The organism is Pseudomonas sp. MIS38 (assembly GCF_019891575.1).
GTDB classification, from domain to species: domain Bacteria; phylum Pseudomonadota; class Gammaproteobacteria; order Pseudomonadales; family Pseudomonadaceae; genus Aquipseudomonas; species Aquipseudomonas putida_A.
In genome coordinates this window covers 20,395-42,318 of the sequence record NZ_JAFLXF010000025.1, presented here as the reverse complement: position 1 = coordinate 42,318, position 21,924 = coordinate 20,395, and the positions used below count along the sequence as shown (strand labels likewise).

The window sequence follows — 21,924 nt, the reverse complement described above, 5'->3', positions numbered from 1 at the left end:
ATAAAGATCGTTTCTTTCACGATTGGAGAATGACTGTGGATCTGGTGCAGCTGGAAATCTTCAAGGCCGTTGCCGAGCACGGCAGCATCAGCGCCGCCGCGGCGCAGATTCATCGCGTGCCATCGAACCTGACCACGCGGATCAAACAGCTGGAGCAGGATCTGGGCGTCGATCTGTTCATTCGCGAGAAAAGCCGTTTGCGTCTGTCACCGGCTGGCTGGAGTTTTCTCGAATACGCGCGGCGCATTCTCGATCTGGTGCAGGAAGCGCGGGCCACGGTCGCCGGTGAGGAGCCGCAGGGCGCATTTCCCCTCGGTTCGCTGGAAAGTACCGCCGCCGTGCGCATCCCCGAACTGCTCGCGGCGTACAACCAATTGCATCCCAAGGTCGATCTGGACCTGTCGACCGGGCCATCCGGAACGATGATCGACGGTGTACTTTCAGGACGCTTGGCGGCGGCATTCGTCGATGGCCCGGTGCTGCACCCGGCGCTGGAAGGCGTGCCGGCGTTCGAGGAAGAGATGGTCATCATCGCGCCACTCAATCACCCCTCGGTGCAGCGCGCGGCGGATGTGAACGGCGAGAATATCTATGCGTTCCGCTCCAACTGTTCTTATCGGCATCACTTCGAAAAATGGTTCAGCACCGACGCTGCCGTGCCGGGCAAGATTTTCGAGATGGAGTCCTACCACGGCATGCTCGCTTGCGTCAGCGCCGGCGCCGGGCTGGCGCTGATGCCGCGCAAAATGCTGCAGAGCATGCCTGGCAGCGCAACGGTCAGCGTGTGGCCGCTGGCGGCGGATTTTCGCTATCTGACCACCTGGCTGGTGTGGCGCCGGGGCACGGTGTCGCGCAGCTTGAGCATGTTCGTGCGTTTGCTGGAGGAGCGCGGTGTGGTGCGTGCGGAAGAGTAATTGACACGTTGTGTCATGGCTGTATCTTGATCGGCGTTTCGCAATATAAAAAACTACACAGCGTAGCCATGAGGAACAAGCAAATGAGTGCAGCCCTGAGCGGTAAAGAAGCAGTCGGTGAGCGGTTTGTGCTGGAGACGATGCGCCACGCGCAGAATCTGACCTGGAACGCCGTTGACGCCATCGCCCAGGTGATCAAGCCCGGCATGCGTGAGTCCGAAGCCCAGGAGCGGGGCAAGCAGATTCTCGCCGAACTGGGCATGGACCGCATCTGGCATCCACTGCTGATTCGCTTCGGCGCCAATACGCTGAAGGCGTTCAAGGAGCGTTCCGAAGGCGATCCGGTGCTCGGTGACAACGATATTTTCTTCATTGACATGGGCGTGGTCTGGCAGGGGCACGAAGGCGATGCCGGCGCAACCTTCACTACCGGCTCCGATCCGGAAATGATCGCCTGCGCGGCGGCGTCCAAGGAGCTGTTCAAGCGTGTCGAGGCACTGTGGCGCCAAGGCGTGAGCGGTGTCGAACTGTACCGCTATGCCAGCGATCAGGCTGAAGCCATGGGCTGGAAACTCAATCTCGATATCAAGGGCCACCGCGTCAGCGATTTCCCTCACGCGATCCATCGAGGCGGCAATCTCGGCGATTTCGACCAGACGCCAAATGCCGGGGTGTGGATTCTGGAAATCCAGATCGCCCACCCGCAGCGACCGTTCGGCGCGTTTTATGAAGATCTGTTGATCTGATTGTCACGGCGTACCGTTTCTGCCGTACAGGCGAAAGCCTTCGCGTTGGCTCAGACGCTGGTAATACGCGCTGACGGCGGGATAGTCCGGATGCGCGAGCGGCGTTTCGAACCAGCGGTTGACTGACAGCCCGATGGGGATATCGGCGAGGGAAAACCGGTCGCCACTGACGTAGGCGCCAGTCTTCTGCAACTGTTGATCGAGGATGCCCATGGTCTGCGACCACTGCTCGATGCCGTTGAGCAACGCGGCGCTGTCCTGATGATCTGGTGACTGACGCACCAGCGACATGAACGCATACGACCACGAGCGGTTCAGCTCCGACGCTTGCCAGTCGATCCACTGATCGACCCGTGCACGGGCTCGCGGCTCGATGGGGTAGAGGTCGGCGCCGCCATAGGCGCCTGCCAGATAACGAATGATCGTATTGGATTCCCACAGGGTGAAATCGCCGTCCTGAATCACTGGCACCATCGCGCAAGGGTTGAGCGCTAGAAACTCCGGCGTATCAGTCGGCTTGAAGCCCGAGCCCCAATCCTCACGCTCGAACGGGATCTGCAGTTCCGCGCAGGTCCACAGCACTTTGCGCACGTTGATCGATGACGCCTTGCCCAGAATTCGCAGCATGAGTTTTCCCTGTCTCGTGGGTGCCTGTCGGGGCATCAAGAAATACCACACCACAACGCAGAAGGCCCGCGCATGGCGGGCCTTCTTTTTACATCGAATCAATCTCAGTGACTGCCCACCAGTTTCCCGCCCATCATCCGCCGCCGATAGGCGCTGTCACGACTGGCCAGCCAGAAGTACAGCGGCGAGGTCACCAGCAGCCCCACCAGCCACGACAGGTCGGCGCCGTTGATGTGCGCCGACACCGGGCCGACGTACAGCGGGGTGTTCATGAACGGGATCTGCACCGCAATGCCGATCGCATAGGCCAGCAACGCCTGCGGGTTGTAACGTCCGTAGATGCCACCGTCGACCTGGAAGATCGACTGGATGTCGTACTGGCCCTTGTGAATGGCGTAGAAGTCGATCAGGTTGATCGCCGTCCACGGCACCAGCACCACCAGCAGCACCAGCACCATGTCGACGAAGTGGCCGATGAAGTCCTTCGACGCGCCGACGGCGGCGAAGCAGCAGGCCAGAAGCACGATGATCGAGATCACCGCACGGCTCTTGGCGGTCGGAATCCAGCGATAGGCAAAGGTCTGCACCAGAGTGATCAGCGACAGCACCGCGCCGTACAGGTTGAGGGCGTTGTGGCTGATTACACTGAGCAGGAACAGCACCAGCATCAGCGGGCCAATCGAGCCGGTGGCGAGCTTGACCGCATCCATGGTGTCCATGCCCACGGGGGTCGCGAGCACGGCGACGGCACCGAAGATGAACGCCAGACTCGAGCCCAGTGCCGAACCCAGATACGTGGTCCAGAACGTCGACGAGACCTTGACGTCGGCCGGCAAATAACGCGAATAGTCGGACACGTAAGGCGCAAACGCGATCTGCCACAGCGCGGCCAGCGACACGGTGGCGAGCCAGCCGGAGAGGTTGAAGCTGCCGCGGGTGAGGAAGTCGTCGGTTTGAATATGGGTGAAGATGTAGCCGAAACCGACGACGATGCCGATCCCCAGCACCCAGGTGCCGATGCGGTTGAGCACGTGGATGAAGCGGTAGCCGATGATGCCGATGATCCCCGACCCGAGAGCGCCGATAACGATGCCGACCGGCACCGGCACGCTGTCGACCACGCCGTGCAGCGACTTGCCGGCCAGCACGATGTTGGAGGCAAAGAAGCCGATGTACATGACCCCGGCAATCAGCACCACCAGTAGCGCGCCGAGCGAGCCGAACTGTGCGCGGCTCTGGATCATCTGTGGAATGCCCATCTGCGGGCCTTGCGCCGAGTGCAGCGCCATCAGCACGCCGCCGACCAGGTGACCGACCAGAATCGCGACGATGCCCCAGACCAGATTCAAGTGGAACAACTGCACGCCCAGCGCGCCGGTGACGATCGGCAACGGCGCGATGTTGCCGCCGAACCACAGCGTGAACAGATCCCTGACCTTTCCGTGGCGATCTTCGGGGGGCACGTATCCTATCGTATGTTTTTCAATGAGCGGCGCGGACGTTGTTGCAGAGGTGGACATGACGAACTCCAAGGCAAGGATGAGTACGTGGACGTACTTCGGTAAGCGCCGACACGGACGGCGCATTTCTTGTTGAAGCGATCATGTGCAAAGGCCCGGGATAGATAAATTAGTAAGTTTGTTGCTTCAGACCTTAAAAAATATATGCCGCGTGTAATGCGTAGCTCCGGTATGTTCAGGCTTCACTCTGTCCTGGATTTACACAGTTTTGTGGTGAGGGGATTTATCCCCGATGGGCTGCGAAGCCGCCCCTCTTTTGACTTTAGAAACAGGGGCCGCTTCGCGCCCCATCGGGGATAAATCCCCTCACCACAGAGCCTCCTGACTACAGATAAATGTCCTGACAACAGATAAATCTCCTCACCACAAAAGCGTTGTCTCACTTGCAGAGGTTTTTATATGGCCGCCTACAACCTGCGCCAGCTCAAATACTTCGTCACCACCGCCGATTGCGGCAGCGTCGCCGAAGCCTCGCGCAAGCTCTATATCGCCCAGCCGTCCGTCTCTACCGCGATCAAGCATCTGGAAGAAAGCTTCGGTGTGCAGCTGTTCATCCGCCATCACGCCCAAGGCGTGTCGCTGACGCCCAGCGGCTCGCGGTTCTATCGCAAGGCGCTGGAATTGCTGCGAGTGGCGCATGAGTTCGAGCAGAACGCGCTGGCGGATAACGATGTGGTCTCCGGGCAGATCGATATCGGCTGTTTCGAAACCGTCGCGCCGTTGTACCTGCCGCGCCTGATCGCCGGGTTCAAGCAGCGCTGGCCGGGCGTGGAAATCCGTATTCGCGATGGCGAACAACAGGAATTGGTGCAGGCGCTGACCGCCGGCAGCATCGATGTCGCGATGCTGTTCGAGCACGACCTCGACACCACCATCGAAACCACACCGCTGATGCCGCCGCAGCAGCCTTATGCCTTGCTGCCGGCCGACCACCGTTTTGCGCAACAGGCGAAAGTCTCGCTGCACGATCTGGTGCTGGAACCGATGATCCTGCTCGACGTGGTGCCCAGCCGCACCTACTTCGTGAGCATTTTCGAGGAGCGCGGACTGACCCCGCACATCGTCTTCAGCTCACCGTCGATCGAGATGGTGCGCGGCATGGTCGGGCGCGGTTTCGGCTTTTCGATTCTGGTGACCCGGCCGTTCGGCGAGTATACCTACGACGGGCAGAAAGTGGTGTGCGTGCCACTGGCGGAAACCGTGACTGGCTCGGGCTTGTCGGCAGCCTGGCTGCGTCGGGTGCAACTGACCAAACCGGTGCAGTTGTTCGTTGATCATTGCCGTGAGGAATTGGCCCGACTGCACGCTTGAAGGCAGGCAGTCAGGCCGAAAGGATCAGGCGCGAATCGAGGCCAGCATCCGTTGCAGCATCGCATCGCAGGCATCGAGTTGCGCACGACTGACAAACTCGTCAGGTTTGTGCCCCTGATCCATGCTGCCGGGGCCACAGACCACGGTGGGAATACCCGCCGCATCGAACAGCCCGCCCTCGGTGCCGAACGCCACGGTGCCAAACTCCTGCGAACCGCAGAACGCCGCGATCAACTCCGCCGCCTGACTCTGCGCATCGGTAGCCAGGCCCGGATAGGCCGACAGCTCACTGAAACGAATCGCGCTGTGCTCACTCACTGCCCGCATGCGCGGCAGCACTTGCTGCTCGGCGTAAGCCTGCAACTGCTGCGCGACCTGGGTTGGATCCTGCGAGGGCAGGGCGCGGATTTCGAAGTCGAAGCGACAGTCGGCAGGGACGATGTTCAGCGCTTTACCGCCGCTGATCACTCCGGTCTGCACCGTGCTGTAGGGCGGATCGAAACGCGCGTCGTGATGCTCGGGCGCCTTCAGTTGCTGGCCGATGCGCCCAAGCTCACCGATCAGCTCGGCGGCGTACTCGATGGCGTTGACCCCCAGCGGTGCGTAGGCCGAATGACACGGATGGCCGCGCACGTCGCAGCGCATCGCCAGTTTGCCTTTATGGCCGAGCACCGGTTTCAACTCGGTCGGTTCACCGATGATGCACAGCAGCGGTTTGACCGGCCGCTGCTCCAGCTCGGCGAGCAACGAGCGTACCCCGAGGCAGCCGACTTCTTCGTCATAGGACAGGGCGATGTGCACCGGCATGCGCAGCTCTGCAGCGACCAGCGCCGGCACCAGCGCCAGCACGCAAGCGATGTAGCCCTTCATGTCGGCGGTGCCGCGCCCGAACAGCTTGCCGTCGTGTTCGCTGAGTTCGAACGGCGCTACTGTCCATGGTTGACCATCGACCGGCACCACATCGGTGTGCCCCGAGAGCACGATGCCCGGTTGCTCGGCCGGGCCAATGGTCGCGAACAGATTGGCCTTGCTGCGCTCGGCGTTGTAGATCAGCTCGCACGGCACATCGAAGCCTGCGAGGTAATCACGCACGAACTCGATCAGCTGCAGGTTGGATTCGCGGCTGGTGGTGTCGAAGCCCACCAGCGTCTTGAGCAACGCGACGCTGCTGCTCATCGATCATCACCGGCAACGCCATAACCCGGCGCCTTGGCCGGGTCGAGTGCGCGGTCGATGTAGTCCTGCAACTGCGGCTGATAGGCGTCCCAGAGTTTTTGCAACTGGCCAATCGGGTCTTCGTCGGCCCAATCAACGCGCAAATTGACGATCGGCCAGGTCTGTTCGCCGACCACCACCACGGCTGCCGAATGCACCGGCCCGGCTTCGCCACCGAGGGCTTGTGCGGCGTGCAAGGCCTTGAGCAAGCGGTCGGCCAACTGGCCTTCGCCGTCCTCAAAGGCACTGACCATCGCTTCGATTACCGAGCGCCCGGCGAGCATGTTGCCGGCGGCCACGCATTGTTCGCCGGAGACCGCGTTGTGCACGCCGAGGGTTTGCGCGCCGCTGAAATGCGCGGTCTGGCCGAAGTGGTTGATCGCGGTGATCTGTCGGTATTGGCTGTAGCCGTTGCGGGTCAGCACCTGGTCCAGCGCAGCGTCGGGCGCGTGGCCTTGTTCCATCAGCGCGAGGACTTCCGGGCCGAGGGACGGCAGGGTGATGTTCTGGCTCGACACCGCGCCGACACCCGGCAGCAGCCACGGACAACGCGCGCCGACGGCGATGCTGGAGGAACTGATGGCGACACCGAACTGGCCGGTTTCGGGGCAACGGGCTGCGATTGAAAAGGTCATCTGTTTACTCCTTGTGTGTCTTGACTGGCCTCATCGCGAGCAGGCTCACTCCTACCTTGAAATGCGTTCCTTTGTAGGAGTGAGCCTGCTCGCGATGGCCGCGACTCGGTCTGCCGACTTACTCGGGAATCACCGCCACCACATCAATCTCCATCAGCCACTGCGGCTGCCCCAGTGCCGACACCACCAGCCCGGTGGAAATCGGGAACACGCCTTTGAGCCACTTGCCGACTTCCTGATACACCGGCTCGCGGTAGCGCGGGTCGATCAGGTAGGTGGTGGTCTTGACGATATGGCTCATGTCGCTGCCGGCTTCTTCCAGCAGTTGCTTGACGTTGCGCATGGCCTGTTCGGCCTGCGCACGCGGATCCCCGAGGCCCACCAGATTACCGTCGAAATCGGTGCCGACCTGACCTCGGACGTACACCGTGTTGCCGGCGCGTACGGCCTGGCACAGGTCGTTATCCAGCGTCTGATTCGGGTAGGTGTCCTTGGTGTTGAACATACGGATGCGGGTGTGGGTTGGCTTGCTCATGTACAGCTCCAGACTGAGTGTTCAGCGGCGCACCGGGCACCGCCGCGAAAGAGGGCAATCAAGCGTCGACGGTATCGGCGGCTTTCGTGCTGGCGGTCGAATGCAGGGCGGCTTCACGCTGCTCGGCATCCTTGTAATCGAGGTATTTGCGCTGGGTGGCGATGTGATCGGCCACGTGTTTGGCGTCGTGCCACACGCCCCAGATAAACGACGAGCCACGGCGCGACTGCCATGGCAGCCCAAGGAAATACACCCCCGGCTCGCTGGACACGCCACGCTGATGCTGCGGTTTGCCCTTGTCGTCAAACGCTGCGACCTGCAGCCAGGAATAGTCCACGGCGAACCCGGTGGCCCAGATGATCGAAGTGATCCCGGCCTTGGCCAGATCCAGATCGAGCAGCGGATTTTTCACGCAATCGGGATCCGCATAGGTTTCGCGTGCTTCGGGTTCTTCCGGCAGGTCGAGACCGTTGCGCTCGATGTAGGCATCGGCGGCATCCAGCAGCGCCAGATAGTTCTCGTCACCGCGCTTGAGGTTGTCGCGCAGGTCCTGCTTGAAAGTCACCACGCCGTTGTTGAACGACTCGGTGACGCCGACCAAGGTCATGCCACGATGGGCCAGGCCACGGAAGTCGATGGTGCGCCCGCCATGCGCGCCGCTGACCGCGATGGTCACGTGCTCGCGGCCGGGTTTCATCGCCGCCTGATCCCACTCGCCGAGCACCCCCAGCCACCAGCAGAAATCACGGTTGCGATAGGCACGCGGCGGACGGTCATGCGCACCTACCGACAGGTACACCTGCTTGCCGGAGCGCTGCAGTTCATCGGCGATCTGCACGCCTGACGAACCAGCGCCAACCACCAGCACTGCGCCTGCGGGCAGTTGCTGCGGATTGCGATAGTCGGCGGAGTGGATCTGCAACAGACGCGGGTCTTGCGGGGCGATCGGCGGGATCACCGGGCGCTGGAACGGGCCGGTTGCCGCGACCACGCGGCTGGCCTCGATCACGCCTTCGGAGGTCTCGACGGTGAAGCCCGGACGCCCGACATTGCGCACCACGCTTTTGACCTCGACCCCGGTGCGGATCGGCGCGTTGAATTTCTTCGCATAGGCTTCGAAGTAGTCCGCCACGCGCTCCTTATGGGCGAAACCGTCGGGATCGACATCATCGAATTCCAGCCCCGGGAAGCGGTCGTGCCACGCCGGACCGTTGGCTACCAACGAGTCCCAGCGCCCGGTGCGCCAGCGTTCGGCGATGCGGCTGCGCTCCAGCACCAGGTGCGGCACGCCGAGTTTGCTCAGGTGCTCGCTCATCGCCACACCGGCCTGTCCGGCCCCCACGACAAGCGTGTCTGTTTTTATTATTTCAGTGGTCATTTCTACATCCTTCCTGGCAAGGCAAGTGGATTCGGATCGCTTCAGGCTTGTCCGTTTTGCTTGCGGTCAGACTAGGCAGGAGGGGGGTATCGGTAAAATATTATTAAGCTGGGATGTGAATACAAATTGCTGAAGCAGAAGGGGCGAAGCCAGTAAAAACGCGGCTTGCAGGACAGGGGGAGGGTTGTCCCGGGCAGGAAAACCCGGGACAGGAAGGTGAAAATTCACTTTAAGGAGGGGGAGCGTCGCGTCAGTTACCGTCGGCGACCTTGCGTTCGATCGCATCGGTCTTACGCTTGAGCTCCTCGGTGTCCTGTTCCATGACGCGGGTGGAGGTGGGGGTAATCACCTCGTCCACGGCGCGGGTGTCGTCGTCGCTGTCCTGCAGATCGCGGTTCACCACATCCACCGGTTTGCCCGAGGAGTCGAGCGGTGGCGCGTTATGAGGTGTTGCAGGCTTGATATCGTCGGTGCTTTTCATTTTTCATACCTCCATTGACCTACAACGTTGGATACGAAGCCATGACGGGAGTTCGAGAAATTTCACGGGTGACCGCAGCCGCCCTCGGCTGTGCGTTGCTGATCGCTGCCAATTCGACGCAAGCCGCCAGTTTTGACTGCGGCAAGGCAAAATCCATGGACGAAAAAGCCGTTTGCGCCAACCGCGCCTTGAACGACCTGGACGTCACCATGGGCGAGCTGTTCAGCCTCGATAAACGCCTGCTGCCGATGGGCGGGCGCGATGCGCTGATCGGTGAGCAGCAGGAGTTCCTCAAACGCCGCAAGGCCTGTGGCGCGAAGCTCGATTGTTTGACCGATCTGTATCAGAAGCGGGTCGTTGCGCTGCGCAGCATTATCGAGACGCGGGTGATGACGCAGGGGCCGTTTTGACCCGCTGCGTTTGTCTGGTCAGGGCATGCCGTCAGAGCAGACTCCACGACACCCCGACATAAACCCCGAACCCTTCACCCGGCGTAGACCGCGCCGCATCCAGGCCCTTGTCGTCATATCCCGGTGTGACCGTTGCGGCGTAGTGCTGGTTGGTCAGGTTGCGCAGGTCCAACCAGGTCTGCCAGTCGTTTTTCGGCGCGTTGTAGCCGACGGTGGCGCCGAACAGTGCGTAGGGATCGGCGTAGTAGCTGTTGGCGTAATCCACCGCGACTTTGGACACCAGTTGTGTGTTGACCGCTGCGAAGAAACCTTGTGGCCAGTCGTGGCGCAGTTCGCCCTGGTAGTAGTGCATCGGCAGGCCGGGCAGGCGGTTGTCGCCGAAACGCTGGTCGTCGCGGTAGTGGAAATCGCTGAAGGTGTAGGCCTGACGCAGGCTCAGTTTGCGCCCGTCGGCGGCTGACCACAGCGTGCTTTGCAGGCTGGCTTCCACGCCTTGGTGCACGGTGGGGCTGGCGTTGAGTTCGTACGGGGTGACGGCGTTGGCGTCCGGCAGTACCGACAGCAATTCGTGGCGCACCTGGGCGTAGTACCACGCCAGGCTCCACTGGCCGAGTGCGCTGTCGCCGCGACCGCCGAGTTCGAGGGTGGTCGCGGTCTGGTTTTGCAGTTTGATCGGGTCGCTCTGGGTGCCGGTCGCCGCGCCGTTGCCGGCGGGGAAGCGGATGTTCGAGCTGTAGATCAGCGACCACGGGTGCGGTGCCTCGACTGAGCGGCTGAGGTTGCCGAACAGTTGCAGGTCCGGCGAGACCTGATAGCGCAGGCCCAGACGCGGGGCGTAATCCCAGTCATTCAGGCTGGTTTTGCCGCCGCTTTGCGGGTAGGTGACGGCGCTTTCGCGGCGGGTGTAGATCGCGGCGAGGCCGGTGGTCAGCCACAGGTCGTCGGCGAGTTCCAGGTCGTTGCCCACATGCAGCACGGTGTCCGAACCCTGATAGGTGAAGTTGCGCATGCGGGTGCCCGGCGCATACGCGGCGGTGTTGCCGGACGGGATGCGCACGAATTCACTGGCGCCGTCGTTGGGCAGGTGTTTGGTGGTGCGCAGGCCCACGGTGCTGCGGCTTTCCATGCCGAACAAAGTGTCGCGACGCTTGTAGTCGAACGTGCCGCTGACGTCGGTGTAGGCCACTTTCAGACGGTTCGGGCCTTCGCGCAGGTCCATCGGGTAGTCGTGATAGACCAGCCCGGTCTGAATACTCGAATCGTCGTCGATGTAGTAGGTGGTCTTGTTGCCGATGAAGGTGCTGCCCGGTTGTTTGCGGCTGTCGTCGCGCGACACATAAGCCGGGTTGGCCGCCCTTGGAGTGTGCTCGATCGAGTGTTTGGTCACGCGGCCGGCGAGATCGTTGTCGGTCTCGCGATAGCGGATATAGAAGCGGGTTTCCAGGTTCGGATTGAAGCGATAGCCGAAGTTGGCGATCACGCCTTTGCTCTCGCTGGCGGTGTGATCCTGATAGCCGTCGGCGTTCGCATCGGTCAGCGACACGTAGTAATCGAAGTCGCCCAGCACTTGCCCGGAACTCACCTGACGCTGCTGATAACCGTGGCTGCCGGTGGCATAGCGCACCTGCAATTTCGGCGCGTCATAGCCAGTGTGGCTGACGTAATCGATGGCGCCACCCAGCGCCAGTGCACCGCGATCGAAGCCGTTGGCACCGCGCAGCACCTCCACATGGTCGAGCCACAGCGGTTCGAGCAATTCGTAGGGCGTGCCGCCGGGGCCGGTCAGCGGCAGGCCGTCGAGCATTGTGTACAACCCCGAAGCGTGCGCGCCCGGTGCGCGGTTGATCCCCGAACCACGGATCGAGATTTTCACCCCTTCATTACCCGCCGATTGCGCGTAGACCCCAGGCTGATACGCCAGCACATCCTGATTGCTCGCCACCCGGCCCTGCAACGGCTGGCGCAGGTCAACCACGTTGCTGCCGCCGGGCACCTGCGCCAGACGCGATTGGGCCTCGGCTACAGAGGCGTCGGCGTCACTTTGTTCTTCAGCCGAAATCAGCACCTGTCCCAACTCCATGCTTTTGGGTTCCTCGGCCATGACCGGGCAGGCGAGGGCCAGGCCCAGCAGGGCAGAGGGCAGGGATGTGGGCGACGGCATCGAAGAAACTCCAGGCAGACAGGAACGGGCATTGAACAGTGCGACGCAAGAAGGAACGACGGAAACACATGGCAATTTTGCTTTTTTAACGGGGCGCTGCGTGGCAGGTGGGGGCAGGATGGCTCAGGAGGCGGCAGTCAGGACCATACACGCAGACGACTGGCCGCGTTTTATCGCGGCCAGTCGTCCGGCGTATATCTGGATCAAGCAATCTTCAGCGCCATGAGAATGTCCAATGGTGTCTGGGCGAATGCCCGGGCCTGTTCGGTCATCTCGGCAAGGTTTTCTTCAGCCGTGAGCAGCGGCTGGTCACCCTTGTGCAGCACTTCGCCCTGATCACCGATGACGGCCCACGCCAACTGCGCCCAGTCTTGCGGGTCGGTCATGCCTTGCTTGATCGAAATCAGGAACAGCTGCTGCACGCGGCTGATCGGCACACCACCGCCGGTGACCGGGCTGGCCAGCACCTGAATGTTGCTGTTGAACAGGGCGCGCTTGCACAGTTGCAGGTTGAGGGTGTCGCAACGTTCCTGCACCTGCCTTTCGGCGGCTTCGCTCTGGCACGGGGCGGCGACGCCCATGCCGATCAGCACGGTGACAGCCTGCACCAGGTCGTCGTAAGACACGGAGCCGACGGCCATCGACAACTGCTGCAGGGTTTTCGGTGCGTAGGCACTGGCAGCGAGCGCTTCGAGCACCGGGCTGTAAATCTCTGTTTGCAGCGCAGCCTCGCCGGCGGGACCAGTGACCGTGCCGGGAATGCTCTCAATCGCTTGCAGCAGGACAAACCGGCTTCTCAGCAAGCTGTCGCGCTGCTCGGCGGCAGATAGCCGATTGGCGCCACGTACGTACAGATCCCGGCGGAAGTTCTGATTGATGAAGTAGTCGCGCGCCTGTTCGCGCATGATCGGGTGCTCGATACCTTCCAGAAAGTCCATGCCTTCTGCACTCAGATTCAGCGCAGCCACGGTGTCCAGCGGTACGGCCGTAGTGGCGTAGTCGAGTTTGGCTGCGGTCATGGCATCGACCACGTCGATGAAATACATGCAGTCCCAGTTGCGATTGAAATACTCATGGGCCACGTACTGACGGTTCTGGCCCTTGATGCTCTGCAACTGGGCACCCAGGGCCGGCGCCGCTCTGGCGTACTTCGGATTGGCCGCCAACAGCGTTTCCGAAAACTCCATCGCGGCATCGATGCGTTTGGCCGGGCTGGTCGAGGCCTGGCTGGCAAAGCGATTGTGCAGGCTGAACAGATTGCGCAGGGGCGCCGAAGGCGACCAGCCCGGGAAGCAGTTGTAGCTGACGTACAACATGCCGCCGGGCTTGAGGTGGCGACGGGCGAACTCGACGATCAGTTGCTGATTGTCGCGGCTGACCCAGGACCAGATGCCATGCAGGCTGATGCTGTCGAACGCCGGCAGATCATCGCGGGCCAGCAGTTGCTCGAAGCTGTCGTCATACAGACGGGCCTGGCTGTTCCAGTCGTTCGCCAATGCGATGGCATGCGCGGCCTGAGATGGCGTGAAGTCGGTGCCGACATAGTTGCCCGGGTTGGCGGCGGCGTGGATGTTGATGGAAACACCCTGGCCAAAGCCCAGTTCGCAGTGGTAGCCGCCGGCGTTCTCCAGCGTGGCAAAGCCACGCAGCAACAGGCAAAAGCGCTGGAACACCGGGTTGATTTCCCGGCTATACGAGTAGGTGTAGCCCTCGTCGGTGAAATACCCTTCGTTCCAGGCATTGCTCATGTGCGCATCCTTTATTTCGAGAGAGAAAGAGCGCTCTTATAAGGGCTTGGCATTGCACACGACAAGCGAAAAAACACCTCGGTGACCTTTACCCTTGCAAAGGCACGTACACGTCCGTCTGCCATTGCTCCTGCGGCGTCTGGGGAAAGACGCTCAGGTAATGGAAAAACAGCGGATGATCACGTAATTCCTCACCGCTGGCCGGCAGCCAGTCGCGGTAGACGGGATAGATGGTTTCGCCGATGTGATCCGGTGAACCGACATGCCGTACCACCACACAACGCCCGCCGGGGATGACCGCTTCGCGCACGCCGAAGGTGTTGGGCGCCACGGCTTCGTCGATCTCGCCACAGATGGCGAAGCGAAAATCCTGCGCCGCAGTGGTGTCGGGGTTGTTGTAGGGAATGCCGAAGGTGCGACTCGAGGCCACCGGTGACTGCCCGCTGTGCATGCGCCAGGCGATGAATTTCTGCACGCTTTGCTGCACCTCCCCCGGCGCGCCGCGATGTTCAAACGCAGCGACCCGTAGGGTTGGGAAATTGATGATTCTGGTTTGCATGATGACGCTCCTGGAAAAGTGGGGGATGGCGAATACCGCATTCCAGGTCTGCCAGTTCGGTTGCTTTCTGAAGGCACTTGGCGTCATGCCGAAGTCGCGCCGAAAGGCGCGGCTGAACGCTTCCGGACTCTCGAAACCGGCGTCAGACGCGGCGTCCAGTATCGAGTGTTGCGGCTGTGCGGCCAGCCGATGTGCAGCCCGGCGCAAACGCATCAGTTGCACGTAGCGCGAGACCGGCACGCCAACGAACGCGCTGAATTGCCGATGGAAGTGAAACACCGAAAAGTTCGCCAACTGACTCAACGTATTCACCGACAGGTCACCTTCGAGATGGGCATCGATGTAGGCGAGCACGCTGTTGAAGCGCCGGGTATAGGCGCGGTGGGTCGGCAGGTCGGACACGGGTTGGAAGCTCCTGGAAGTGCGGTCTGCTATAGCCTCGTCGATTTCCGGGTCGGCACGCCTAGCCGAGTTTGCTCAAGTGTCATTCCGACAGGGGCGCGTGTGGAGTCAGCGGCCGTGCGCCGCGTCCGCCAGTTGCCCGGTATCGACCCGCACGAACACCGAATCGCCCACCGCCGTCAGCACTTCTCCGGCGTACACCTCGCAGATCACCCGAGTTTTGCGCCCGACGTCGCCTTCGACCCTGGCGCGCAAGGTCAGGGTGACGCCCATCGGTGTGGGTTTGATGAACTTGAGGCCGAGGTTGCCAGTGACGCAGTCGATGCGCGGCAGGCTGCCCGGTGCACGCTGTTCGGCGCGGTAGTGGTAAGCCATCGCGGTCCAGTTGGAATGGCAGTCGACCAGCATTGCCAGCAGGCCGCCGTATACCAGGTCCGGCCAGCCGCAGTATTTGTCGTCCGGCAGGTGTTCGGCCATGACGTGCACGCCGTCCTCGTGCCAGTAGCTTTTGACGTGCAGGCCATGGGGGTTGCGGCTGCCGCAGCCGTAGCAGACGCCTTCGGGGGCGGCGAGGTCTTGCAGAGGCGTTTCGGAGCGGGTCATGGGTCTGATCATCCTGAAGTGGTGAGCCCGGTCAGGCGCAGGCGGTTGCGCCCACCGCGCTTGGATTCATACAGCGCGGCGTCGCCTTGTTCGATCAATGCCGCGAGGCTGGCCGGTGGCTGGTTGAACAGGGTGGCGCCGATGCTCAGCGTCACCGGTTCGGCGGTGGGGAAGGTCTGGGCGGCGCTGCGCTGAAATTGATCGCGCAGGGCATCGCCCAGTCTGACGATGTGATCACTGGGCGCGTTGCTCAGCAAAATCACGAACTCGTCACCGCCCAAACGGGCGGCCAGCGCCTCATCGGTGGTCTCGGCGCGGATCATTTCGCTCAACGCCACCAGCAAACGGTCGCCGGCGCTGTGGCCGTACTGATCGTTGACCGATTTGAAGTTGTCGATATCGATCAATAGCAGGGCGCCGGGATGCGCCGCAGACACGCCCCGCAGCAGGCCCGGCGCGCGCATGTCGAGGGCGCGGCGGTTGTAGAGCGCGGTCAGTGGATCGCGGGCGGCCAGTCGGGCGATCTGCTCCTCGCGCCGGTAGCGTTCGGTCCCGGTCATCGACAGTGCGATGAGCATGATCGCCATCGCGCCCTCGACCAGCGAGATCTGGATGATTACGCCACGGAATGCAGCCAGGTCGATCAGCGTGCCGGGGATCACCACGGTCAGGGCCTTGGCCACATAGAAGATGCCGTGACCGAGCAGCACATAGCGCAATTGCACCGCACCGACGCTTAGCGACTTGCCATGCGGGCGCAACAACAGACTGGCCTTGAGCGTCGAGGCGGCGACCAGCAGCGAGTTGGCGGCCAGCATGACTTTCGACCACAACGGCCCGTCCGGCAGCAACAGCAAAACCAGCCAGGTGACGAAAATCAGGTACCAGGCGCGTGACAGGCGGGTCTGCGTAAAGCGCGCCACTCCCAGCAGAAACAGGAAGTGCGCGGTCACCAGCAAGCCGTTGGCGAACCAGATGCCGATCAGCAAAAAGCCGTTGCTACGCAGCAGAGCCAGGGTGGAACCGACGGTGATGGTGGCGAAACCGGCGCTCCAGAACAGCAGCGAAGGCTCACGAATGCTGCGCCACTCGACCGCCAGGTACAGCGCGGCAGCGGCTGCGAGAGCGATCGAGATGGTCAGCATCGTTGGTGGGTCGAGCGGCATTTCCGGGGGAGCCTGTCAGAAGGTCGGTAAGGCCGCCGATTGTAAGCGTTCGGGGCCGTTTTGGCAGGCGCCGCATACGATCGTCACCGACCGGCGTCCACGCTCATTCGTGAGGCGTGAGCCAGGTGTCGACGACCCGTCGATCCAGTTCTTCCCAGTACGCCATGCCCAGCACCCGGGTGGTGTTCAGCCCGCGCAAATAGCCACGCAACTGATTGGCGGTATCGCGCTTGAGCTGCGCATCGGTGATGTCCTTGTCCAGCAACACGTTTTCGTACTGCACCAGGTATTCCGCCACCCGCTCGCGAAAGTCGGGCAGAACCGCGTCGCGGATCAGGTCAAAGGTTCTCAAATCGGCTTCCTCACTGTTGTTTTAGTCATTGGGGATGAGTGTGTACCCGTCTTTATCGTGCGCAACTATCGCTAGAAGTAATAGTGACCATCACGAAACGCAAGTTCAGCTTTGCTGGCAATAGGCGGAAAATTGCCCTCATTGAAAACGCAGCTCAAGGAAATTGCGCGATGAAGACCCTGACCCGACTGGCGCTGACCGCTCTGCTAATGAGCGGCATGGTAGCCACGGCACCGTCTTACGCCGACGACGCCTGTGCGTGTCATCTTCAGCCAATCGCCGGCAGCAGCGCGACTTTGCAGCATTCACAGACCGTGGGTGTGTTGTACAGCGAAAACACCCGGGAAAACCTGCAATACCTGACGCGCTACCACGATATGGCGCTGCACGGGGCCAAGGATGCACTGGATCCGCGAATTCGCGCAGCCTTTGTCAGCAGCTCCGACCCGGAACTGGCGATCGACTGGTTGCTCAGCTCGTTGCAACGCCAGTTTCTGTCGGTGACCGTTTACGACGACCTTGATGCGCTGATTCAGGCACACCCGGACATAGTGGTGAAACTCGACACCTTCAACCGCTTGCTGACTCAGCAGAACAGCCTGTACGAGGCGCATTTCATCGCGCGTTTCTACGATGCCGACCTGCAGTACATCGGCAAAGCCGAGGGCTCGGTGGAAAAACAGATTTCGTCGGTCTGGGTACACGACAAAGCGGCGCACGAGATTGCCGCGCAGATCGAGCAGCAACGTGACCTGCAACTCAATGCCTTGAAGCAGTTCGATGCCTCGCTCAAGGCGCTGGTGGCTTCCAGCTGAACACTCAAAACCAAAAGGGCAGCGGCGGCGCCGTGACGCTAAATCGCTGCCAGATGAACCGAACCTTTATTTTCAGGATGACCCCGATGCGTGCTTTGTTTGCCCCGACCCTGGCCGTTGCTTCCTTGCTGCTCGCCGGTTGCGCCTCCGCACCGAACGACCCGACGCTGACCTTGCAGACCAACAAGACTCCGGCGCAATACGCCGATTGCGTGGTGCCGAAGCTGCAGGGCAGTGCGCTGAACCCGACCGTCTCGCAGACCCAGCGCAGCTACCGGATCGTGGTGCCGAGCAAGGTGTCGGCAGACAACGTGCTGGAAGCCTACAAGGCCGGCAACGGCGGCAAGGTGTTCATCTACGAGCGCCACTTGCTGGCTTCGAACTTCCTGCCTTCCAGTTTTGAACGCGCCGCCCAGGACTGCATCTGACCCGGGTGCGCAACCCGTTTTAACCGAGCTCCTTTGGTTGGCCGCAACCAACCAATACTTTGCCCCGCACCTCATTCGGTTGCGGGGCTTTTTTTGTCTGACGTTTGCTGCTGTGGCGACGCCGACAATCGACCGCTCGCCCGGAGTCGTCGGCTTCTTGCGCCGTCATATTGAAACATGGTTGTATGGTACAACTAAATTTCAGTGGTGGTGTGTCATGAGTATCCCTACAGCCTTGATCGAAGAAATCCGTACAGCGTCGCGCACGATAGTGCGTGAATTCGGTTTCCTGCGCGCCACCCTGGCGGCGACCGACTATTCCGCCTCCGGCGTGCACGCATTGCTGGAAATCGAGGCAGGGGACGGCGTCAGCGCTGCGCAACTGGCGCAAAGCCTTGGCTTGGAAAAATCCAGTGTCAGCCGCATGGTCGGCAAACTGATCAAGGCCGGGGAGATCGAGGAGCGTGCTGCCGAGGACGCCCGGGTCAAGCATCTGCACCTGACATCGCAGGGCCGGCAGACCGTCGCCGACATTCATGCCTATGGCCAGGCCCAGGTCAGCAAGGCACTGGACACGCTCAATCCGTCGCAACAACAGAGCGTGGCGCAGGGCCTGTCAACCTACGCGCATGCGCTCAAGACCATCCGTCTGGGCGCCGACCGGCCACTCACGCCGAACCTGCACATCAGCGCCGGCTATCGCCCCGGTCTGATCGGCCGCGTGGCGCAAATGCATGCGGATTATTATTCGCGGCATTCCGGTTTCGGCGCGATCTTTGAAAGCCGCGTCGCCCGTGAAACGGCGGAGTTTGTCGGGCGCCTTGATCAGCCCTGCAACCAGATCTGGGTAGCCACGCTTGATGAGCGCATCGTCGGCTCAATCGCAATCGACGGCCAGGATCTGGGCAACAATCAGGCGCATTTGCGCTGGTTCATCCTCGACGACGGCTGCCGCGGCAGTGGCGTCGGCCGGCAACTGCTGAGCGCGGCAGTGGAGTTTTGCGATCAGCAGGGTTTTGATGCGATTCAGCTCTGGACCTTCAAGGGCCTGGACGCCGCGCGCCGACTGTACGAAGCGGCCGGGTTCGAATTGACCATGGAAGAGCCGGGCAGTCAGTGGGGCAGCGTGGTGACGGAACAGCAGTTCACCCGTGCAGCCGCCTCACGTTGAAGGTTGATTCAGCGTCATCACGTAGGCGCTGAACATGTCCGCCAGCCGGTTGGCGAAAGCCGTGATTTCCAGATCGCTGCGCACAGTCCCGGAAAAGTCTGGACGAGGGCAAACCGCTACAAACGCATGCCCATTTCGACAGCCCGAGTCTCAAAGCCGAACTCCGCATACATCCGCGCTGCACGGTTATTGAACGGCCAGACGGTCAAACGCAGATCCTGGGCATCCTGTTCGATCGCCCAGTTTTTCACCAGATTCATCAGCCCACGGCCGATACCCTGTCCCGAAAACTGTTCGGCGACACACACCGAGCCGATGCGAACGACATTCTGCGGTTGCATCAACGGCCCTGAACTGGCCGACAGGCTGGCCGTGATAAACGCCGCAGGTTGATCGTCGACATGGGCGATGAACACAACGTGACCGGGTTTCTCGAACAGCGCTGACCAGTGGGGCAGGTCGCGGGAAAATTCCGCGGTGGGCGGGGCATAGATGTCGGGGCGGGCAGTGTGATGCACGTCGTTAAGCAATTGCCCCAGCTCACACATGCTCAACGCGTCTGCGCCCGTCGCGGTGCGGTAAGTGATTTGTTCCATGTCGTGCGGTGCTCCTTGATTACGCGCAAGCCGCGAACGGCGCTGTTGATCGTTATTGTTCCAGCCAGTCAGGATAGATCTGCACAAAGTGCTGCTGCAGCCATTCGACAAATACCTGAACTTGCGCAGCCAGGTGCGTGCGGCTGGGGTACAGCAGTGATACCGGGCGCGGGGTGGGCCGATAGGCGCTGAGGATTTCCACCAGGGTGCCGCTGGCCAGGTATTCGGCCACGGTGATGCCTGGCGCCTGAATGATTCCAAAGCCCGCTACGCCGCACTGCACGTAGGCATTCGACTCGGTGACGGTGATGCCGGCGTTGCTGATGAACGCGCGGTCTTTGCCTTTGACCGAGAAGTGCCAGGGCAATGTCCTGTTGTTTTGGCCGGAAAGAAAATTCACCCCGCGATGGGCATTCAGATCGTCGAGTGTCCGCGGTTCGCCGTGTTCCTGCAGATACTCGGGGGCTGCGCACGTGACCATGGTCGCCATGGCGATCGGGCGAGCGATCAAGGTCGAGTCCGGTAACTCGCCAATTCGTAACGCGCAGTCGATACCTTCACCGATCAGGTCGACCGCCCGATCAGTCACGCCCAGCACCATGTCGATCCCGGGGAAGGCGCTGGTGAAGGCTTTCAGGTTTTTGATGAAGTCCAGTTGCGCGAACGCGGTCGGGATATCGACCCGAAGCCGGCCTTCGAGCGTTGCTCCGCTGCGGTCGAACATCGAAGTGGCGGCCGAGATATCCGCGAGAATTTCCTGCACTCGCTCATAGAACAGTTGGCCTTCGGTGGTGAGCGCGACTTTTCTGGTGGTGCGCTGAAACAGACGCACACCCAGGGATGTTTCCAGCTCCTGGATGTAACGGGTGACCTGGGGGCGCCCGATGTCCAGCGATTCGGCGGCTTTGGTGAAGCTGCCGAGCTCGGCAAGCCGAGCGAACAGTCGCATCGATTGCAGCAATTCCATGATCGGGACCTGACGGAATTCAATTGTTGCTTGAGGATAGAATAATCATGTGCCTTTTTGCGTATTTATTGCGCGAGGCCAACAGCGAAAGATGTGCCCAGGCAAACCCTTGGTGGTTTGCAGCCATTGATCCGTTTTTGGAGATTCGCAATGAAAGCCTGGTTACTGAAAGATTTCGGCCTCGACAATCTGCACCTGGAAGAGACAGCGACCCCGCAGCCACAGTCCGGCGAATTGCTGGTAAAGGTCGGCGCCGTGTCCCTCAATTTTCGCGACAAGGCGATTGTTGACGGCATCTACGAGCCGCACATGGTGCCCAAACCGTTGATTCCGGTGAGCGACGCAGCGGGCACCGTGGTCGCGGTGGGTGACGGCGTCAGCCGCTTCAAGGTCGGCGATCGGGTCAACTCGCATCTGTATTCCCGCTGGCTGGATGGCGAGCCGGGGCCGAATGAACCGGACTACTGCTTTGGTTCGCCGTTGCCCGGCGGATTGGCCGAATACATGATCATCCATGAAGACAGCGCCGTTGCCGCGCCGGACAACATGAGCGACGAAGAGGCGGCGACGCTGCCGATTGCTGCGCTCACGGCGTGGTACTCACTGGTCGACTTTGGACAGATCCAGCCCGGCCAGACCGTGCTGGTTCAAGGCACGGGCGGGGTGTCGATTTTTGCCGTGCAGATCGCCACGGCGCTGGGCGCCAAAGTGATCGCCACATCGAGTAGCGAGCACAATCTGCAAGCCGTGAAGGAACTGGGAGCGGTCGCGGGCGTGAACTACAGAACGACACCGAACTGGGCCGATGAAGTGTTGCGGCTGACTGACGGCAAAGGCGTGGATCTGCTGCTCGACGTGGCCGGTGGCAACGGCATCAATCAGTCGGTTGCAGCGACCAAGGCTTCCGGGCGCATTGCACAGATAGGTTTTTTGACCGGGCAGACCGTTGCACTCAATCTGATGCCGCTGATTTTCCGCCAGACCACCATTCGCGGTATCGCCGTGGCACCGCGCTCATCCTTCGACCGGATGAACGTCTTCCTCAACCAGCACAAGATTCGCCCGGTGATCGATCAGGTGTATCCGTTCGAGAAAGCGCGCGAGGCGTACGAGCATCTGGCGAAGGGCGCGTTTGGCAAAGTGGTGATCAAAGTCGCCTGATATAGGCACAGGGCCAAGCAACG

The 21,924-nt window shown here is 61.4% G+C and carries 23 protein-coding genes; 8 read left to right on the top strand and 15 right to left on the bottom strand.

Annotated features, from left to right (window positions below; translation table 11 throughout):
• Window positions 1-35: 35 nt before the first annotated feature.
• A complete protein-coding gene (gene ptrR / locus J1G18_RS23725; protein WP_135296939.1) occupies window positions 36-914 on the top strand; it encodes a putrescine utilization regulator PtrR in 879 nt (292 codons plus the stop codon).
• Between the two features lie 83 nt (window positions 915-997).
• Complete coding sequence (locus J1G18_RS23720; RefSeq protein ID WP_115989532.1) at window positions 998-1,660, top strand: M24 family metallopeptidase; 663 nt, start codon at window positions 998-1,000, stop codon at window positions 1,658-1,660.
• Between the two features lie 3 nt (window positions 1,661-1,663).
• Here J1G18_RS23720 and J1G18_RS23715 read toward each other — a convergent pair whose 3' ends face one another.
• Together J1G18_RS23715 and J1G18_RS23710 are read right to left on the bottom strand one after the other, a co-directional pair.
• On the bottom strand, window positions 1,664-2,287 hold the full coding sequence (locus J1G18_RS23715) for a glutathione S-transferase family protein (protein WP_223008737.1): 624 nt from the start codon (window positions 2,285-2,287) through the stop codon (window positions 1,664-1,666).
• A 104-nt stretch (window positions 2,288-2,391) separates the two neighbouring features.
• Complete coding sequence (locus J1G18_RS23710; RefSeq protein ID WP_096796404.1) at window positions 2,392-3,807, bottom strand: purine-cytosine permease family protein; 1,416 nt, start codon at window positions 3,805-3,807, stop codon at window positions 2,392-2,394.
• Window positions 3,808-4,206: 399 nt separating this feature from the next.
• Between J1G18_RS23710 and J1G18_RS23705 the strand changes: the two genes are divergently transcribed.
• Window positions 4,207-5,118: a LysR family transcriptional regulator gene (locus J1G18_RS23705; protein WP_098964356.1), complete on the top strand. Its 912-nt coding sequence runs from the start codon at window positions 4,207-4,209 to the stop codon at window positions 5,116-5,118.
• A 24-nt stretch (window positions 5,119-5,142) separates the two neighbouring features.
• Here J1G18_RS23705 and argE read toward each other — a convergent pair whose 3' ends face one another.
• The 5 genes from argE to J1G18_RS23680 form a co-directional block, all read right to left on the bottom strand.
• On the bottom strand, window positions 5,143-6,294 hold the full coding sequence (gene argE, locus J1G18_RS23700) for an acetylornithine deacetylase (RefSeq protein ID WP_223008735.1): 1,152 nt from the start codon (window positions 6,292-6,294) through the stop codon (window positions 5,143-5,145).
• A complete protein-coding gene (locus J1G18_RS23695) occupies window positions 6,291-6,968 on the bottom strand; it encodes a DUF1028 domain-containing protein (RefSeq protein ID WP_223008733.1) in 678 nt (225 codons plus the stop codon). Before J1G18_RS23695 ends, argE begins: the two co-directional genes overlap by 4 nt.
• 118 nt (window positions 6,969-7,086) lie before the next feature.
• Window positions 7,087-7,503, bottom strand: a complete 417-nt coding sequence (locus tag J1G18_RS23690; protein WP_003225869.1) for a RidA family protein — start codon at window positions 7,501-7,503, stop codon at window positions 7,087-7,089.
• Between the two features lie 58 nt (window positions 7,504-7,561).
• The gene (locus J1G18_RS23685; RefSeq protein WP_223008731.1) at window positions 7,562-8,881 is read right to left on the bottom strand and encodes a flavin-containing monooxygenase; all 1,320 of its coding nucleotides are present in this window, start codon (window positions 8,879-8,881) and stop codon (window positions 7,562-7,564) included.
• Window positions 8,882-9,131: 250 nt separating this feature from the next.
• On the bottom strand, window positions 9,132-9,362 hold the full coding sequence (locus J1G18_RS23680) for a hypothetical protein (RefSeq protein ID WP_096796409.1): 231 nt from the start codon (window positions 9,360-9,362) through the stop codon (window positions 9,132-9,134).
• A 41-nt stretch (window positions 9,363-9,403) separates the two neighbouring features.
• On the opposite strand from J1G18_RS23680, the gene J1G18_RS23675 reads away from it, so the two are divergent.
• Window positions 9,404-9,772 carry a lysozyme inhibitor LprI family protein gene (locus J1G18_RS23675; protein WP_223008729.1) on the top strand — a complete coding sequence of 123 codons (369 nt, stop codon included), beginning with the start codon at window positions 9,404-9,406 and terminating at the stop codon, window positions 9,770-9,772.
• 31 nt (window positions 9,773-9,803) lie between these two features.
• Here J1G18_RS23675 and J1G18_RS23670 read toward each other — a convergent pair whose 3' ends face one another.
• From J1G18_RS23670 to J1G18_RS23645, 6 genes are all read right to left on the bottom strand, one after another.
• Window positions 9,804-11,933 (bottom strand): TonB-dependent receptor family protein, encoded by a 2,130-nt coding sequence (locus J1G18_RS23670; protein WP_223008727.1) that lies wholly within the window; start codon window positions 11,931-11,933, stop codon window positions 9,804-9,806.
• Between the two features lie 203 nt (window positions 11,934-12,136).
• Window positions 12,137-13,681, bottom strand: a complete 1,545-nt coding sequence (locus J1G18_RS23665) for a class I SAM-dependent methyltransferase (RefSeq protein ID WP_223008725.1) — start codon at window positions 13,679-13,681, stop codon at window positions 12,137-12,139.
• A gap of 88 nt (window positions 13,682-13,769) precedes the next feature.
• Window positions 13,770-14,642, bottom strand: a complete 873-nt coding sequence (locus tag J1G18_RS23660) for a GyrI-like domain-containing protein (protein ID WP_223008723.1) — start codon at window positions 14,640-14,642, stop codon at window positions 13,770-13,772.
• 108 nt (window positions 14,643-14,750) lie between these two features.
• Window positions 14,751-15,245, bottom strand: coding sequence for a PaaI family thioesterase (locus J1G18_RS23655; protein WP_098964346.1), 495 nt, complete (start codon window positions 15,243-15,245; stop codon window positions 14,751-14,753).
• An 8-nt stretch (window positions 15,246-15,253) separates the two neighbouring features.
• Window positions 15,254-16,411 (bottom strand): GGDEF domain-containing protein, encoded by a 1,158-nt coding sequence (locus J1G18_RS23650; protein ID WP_139054763.1) that lies wholly within the window; start codon window positions 16,409-16,411, stop codon window positions 15,254-15,256.
• Between the two features lie 103 nt (window positions 16,412-16,514).
• Window positions 16,515-16,763, bottom strand: coding sequence for a hypothetical protein (locus tag J1G18_RS23645; RefSeq protein WP_027613011.1), 249 nt, complete (start codon window positions 16,761-16,763; stop codon window positions 16,515-16,517).
• Between the two features lie 170 nt (window positions 16,764-16,933).
• On the opposite strand from J1G18_RS23645, the gene J1G18_RS23640 reads away from it, so the two are divergent.
• The 3 genes from J1G18_RS23640 to J1G18_RS23630 all read left to right on the top strand — a co-directional run bounded on the left by J1G18_RS23640 (window position 16,934) and on the right by J1G18_RS23630 (window position 19,177).
• Window positions 16,934-17,578, top strand: a complete 645-nt coding sequence (locus tag J1G18_RS23640; protein ID WP_135296037.1) for an ATPase — start codon at window positions 16,934-16,936, stop codon at window positions 17,576-17,578.
• Window positions 17,579-17,664: 86 nt separating this feature from the next.
• A complete protein-coding gene (locus tag J1G18_RS23635) occupies window positions 17,665-18,006 on the top strand; it encodes a hypothetical protein (protein WP_095136448.1) in 342 nt (113 codons plus the stop codon).
• A 217-nt stretch (window positions 18,007-18,223) separates the two neighbouring features.
• Complete coding sequence (locus J1G18_RS23630; protein ID WP_223008721.1) at window positions 18,224-19,177, top strand: helix-turn-helix domain-containing GNAT family N-acetyltransferase; 954 nt, start codon at window positions 18,224-18,226, stop codon at window positions 19,175-19,177.
• Between the two features lie 116 nt (window positions 19,178-19,293).
• On the opposite strand, the gene J1G18_RS23625 is transcribed toward J1G18_RS23630, so the two are convergent.
• Both J1G18_RS23625 and J1G18_RS23620 read right to left on the bottom strand, forming a co-directional pair.
• The gene (locus tag J1G18_RS23625) at window positions 19,294-19,773 is read right to left on the bottom strand and encodes a GNAT family N-acetyltransferase (protein WP_098964342.1); all 480 of its coding nucleotides are present in this window, start codon (window positions 19,771-19,773) and stop codon (window positions 19,294-19,296) included.
• A 52-nt stretch (window positions 19,774-19,825) separates the two neighbouring features.
• On the bottom strand, window positions 19,826-20,722 hold the full coding sequence (locus J1G18_RS23620) for a LysR family transcriptional regulator (RefSeq protein ID WP_178083245.1): 897 nt from the start codon (window positions 20,720-20,722) through the stop codon (window positions 19,826-19,828).
• Between the two features lie 168 nt (window positions 20,723-20,890).
• Between J1G18_RS23620 and J1G18_RS23615 the strand changes: the two genes are divergently transcribed.
• Complete coding sequence (locus J1G18_RS23615) at window positions 20,891-21,901, top strand: zinc-dependent alcohol dehydrogenase family protein (RefSeq protein ID WP_097090345.1); 1,011 nt, start codon at window positions 20,891-20,893, stop codon at window positions 21,899-21,901.
• The last annotated feature ends 23 nt before the right edge of the window (window positions 21,902-21,924 follow it).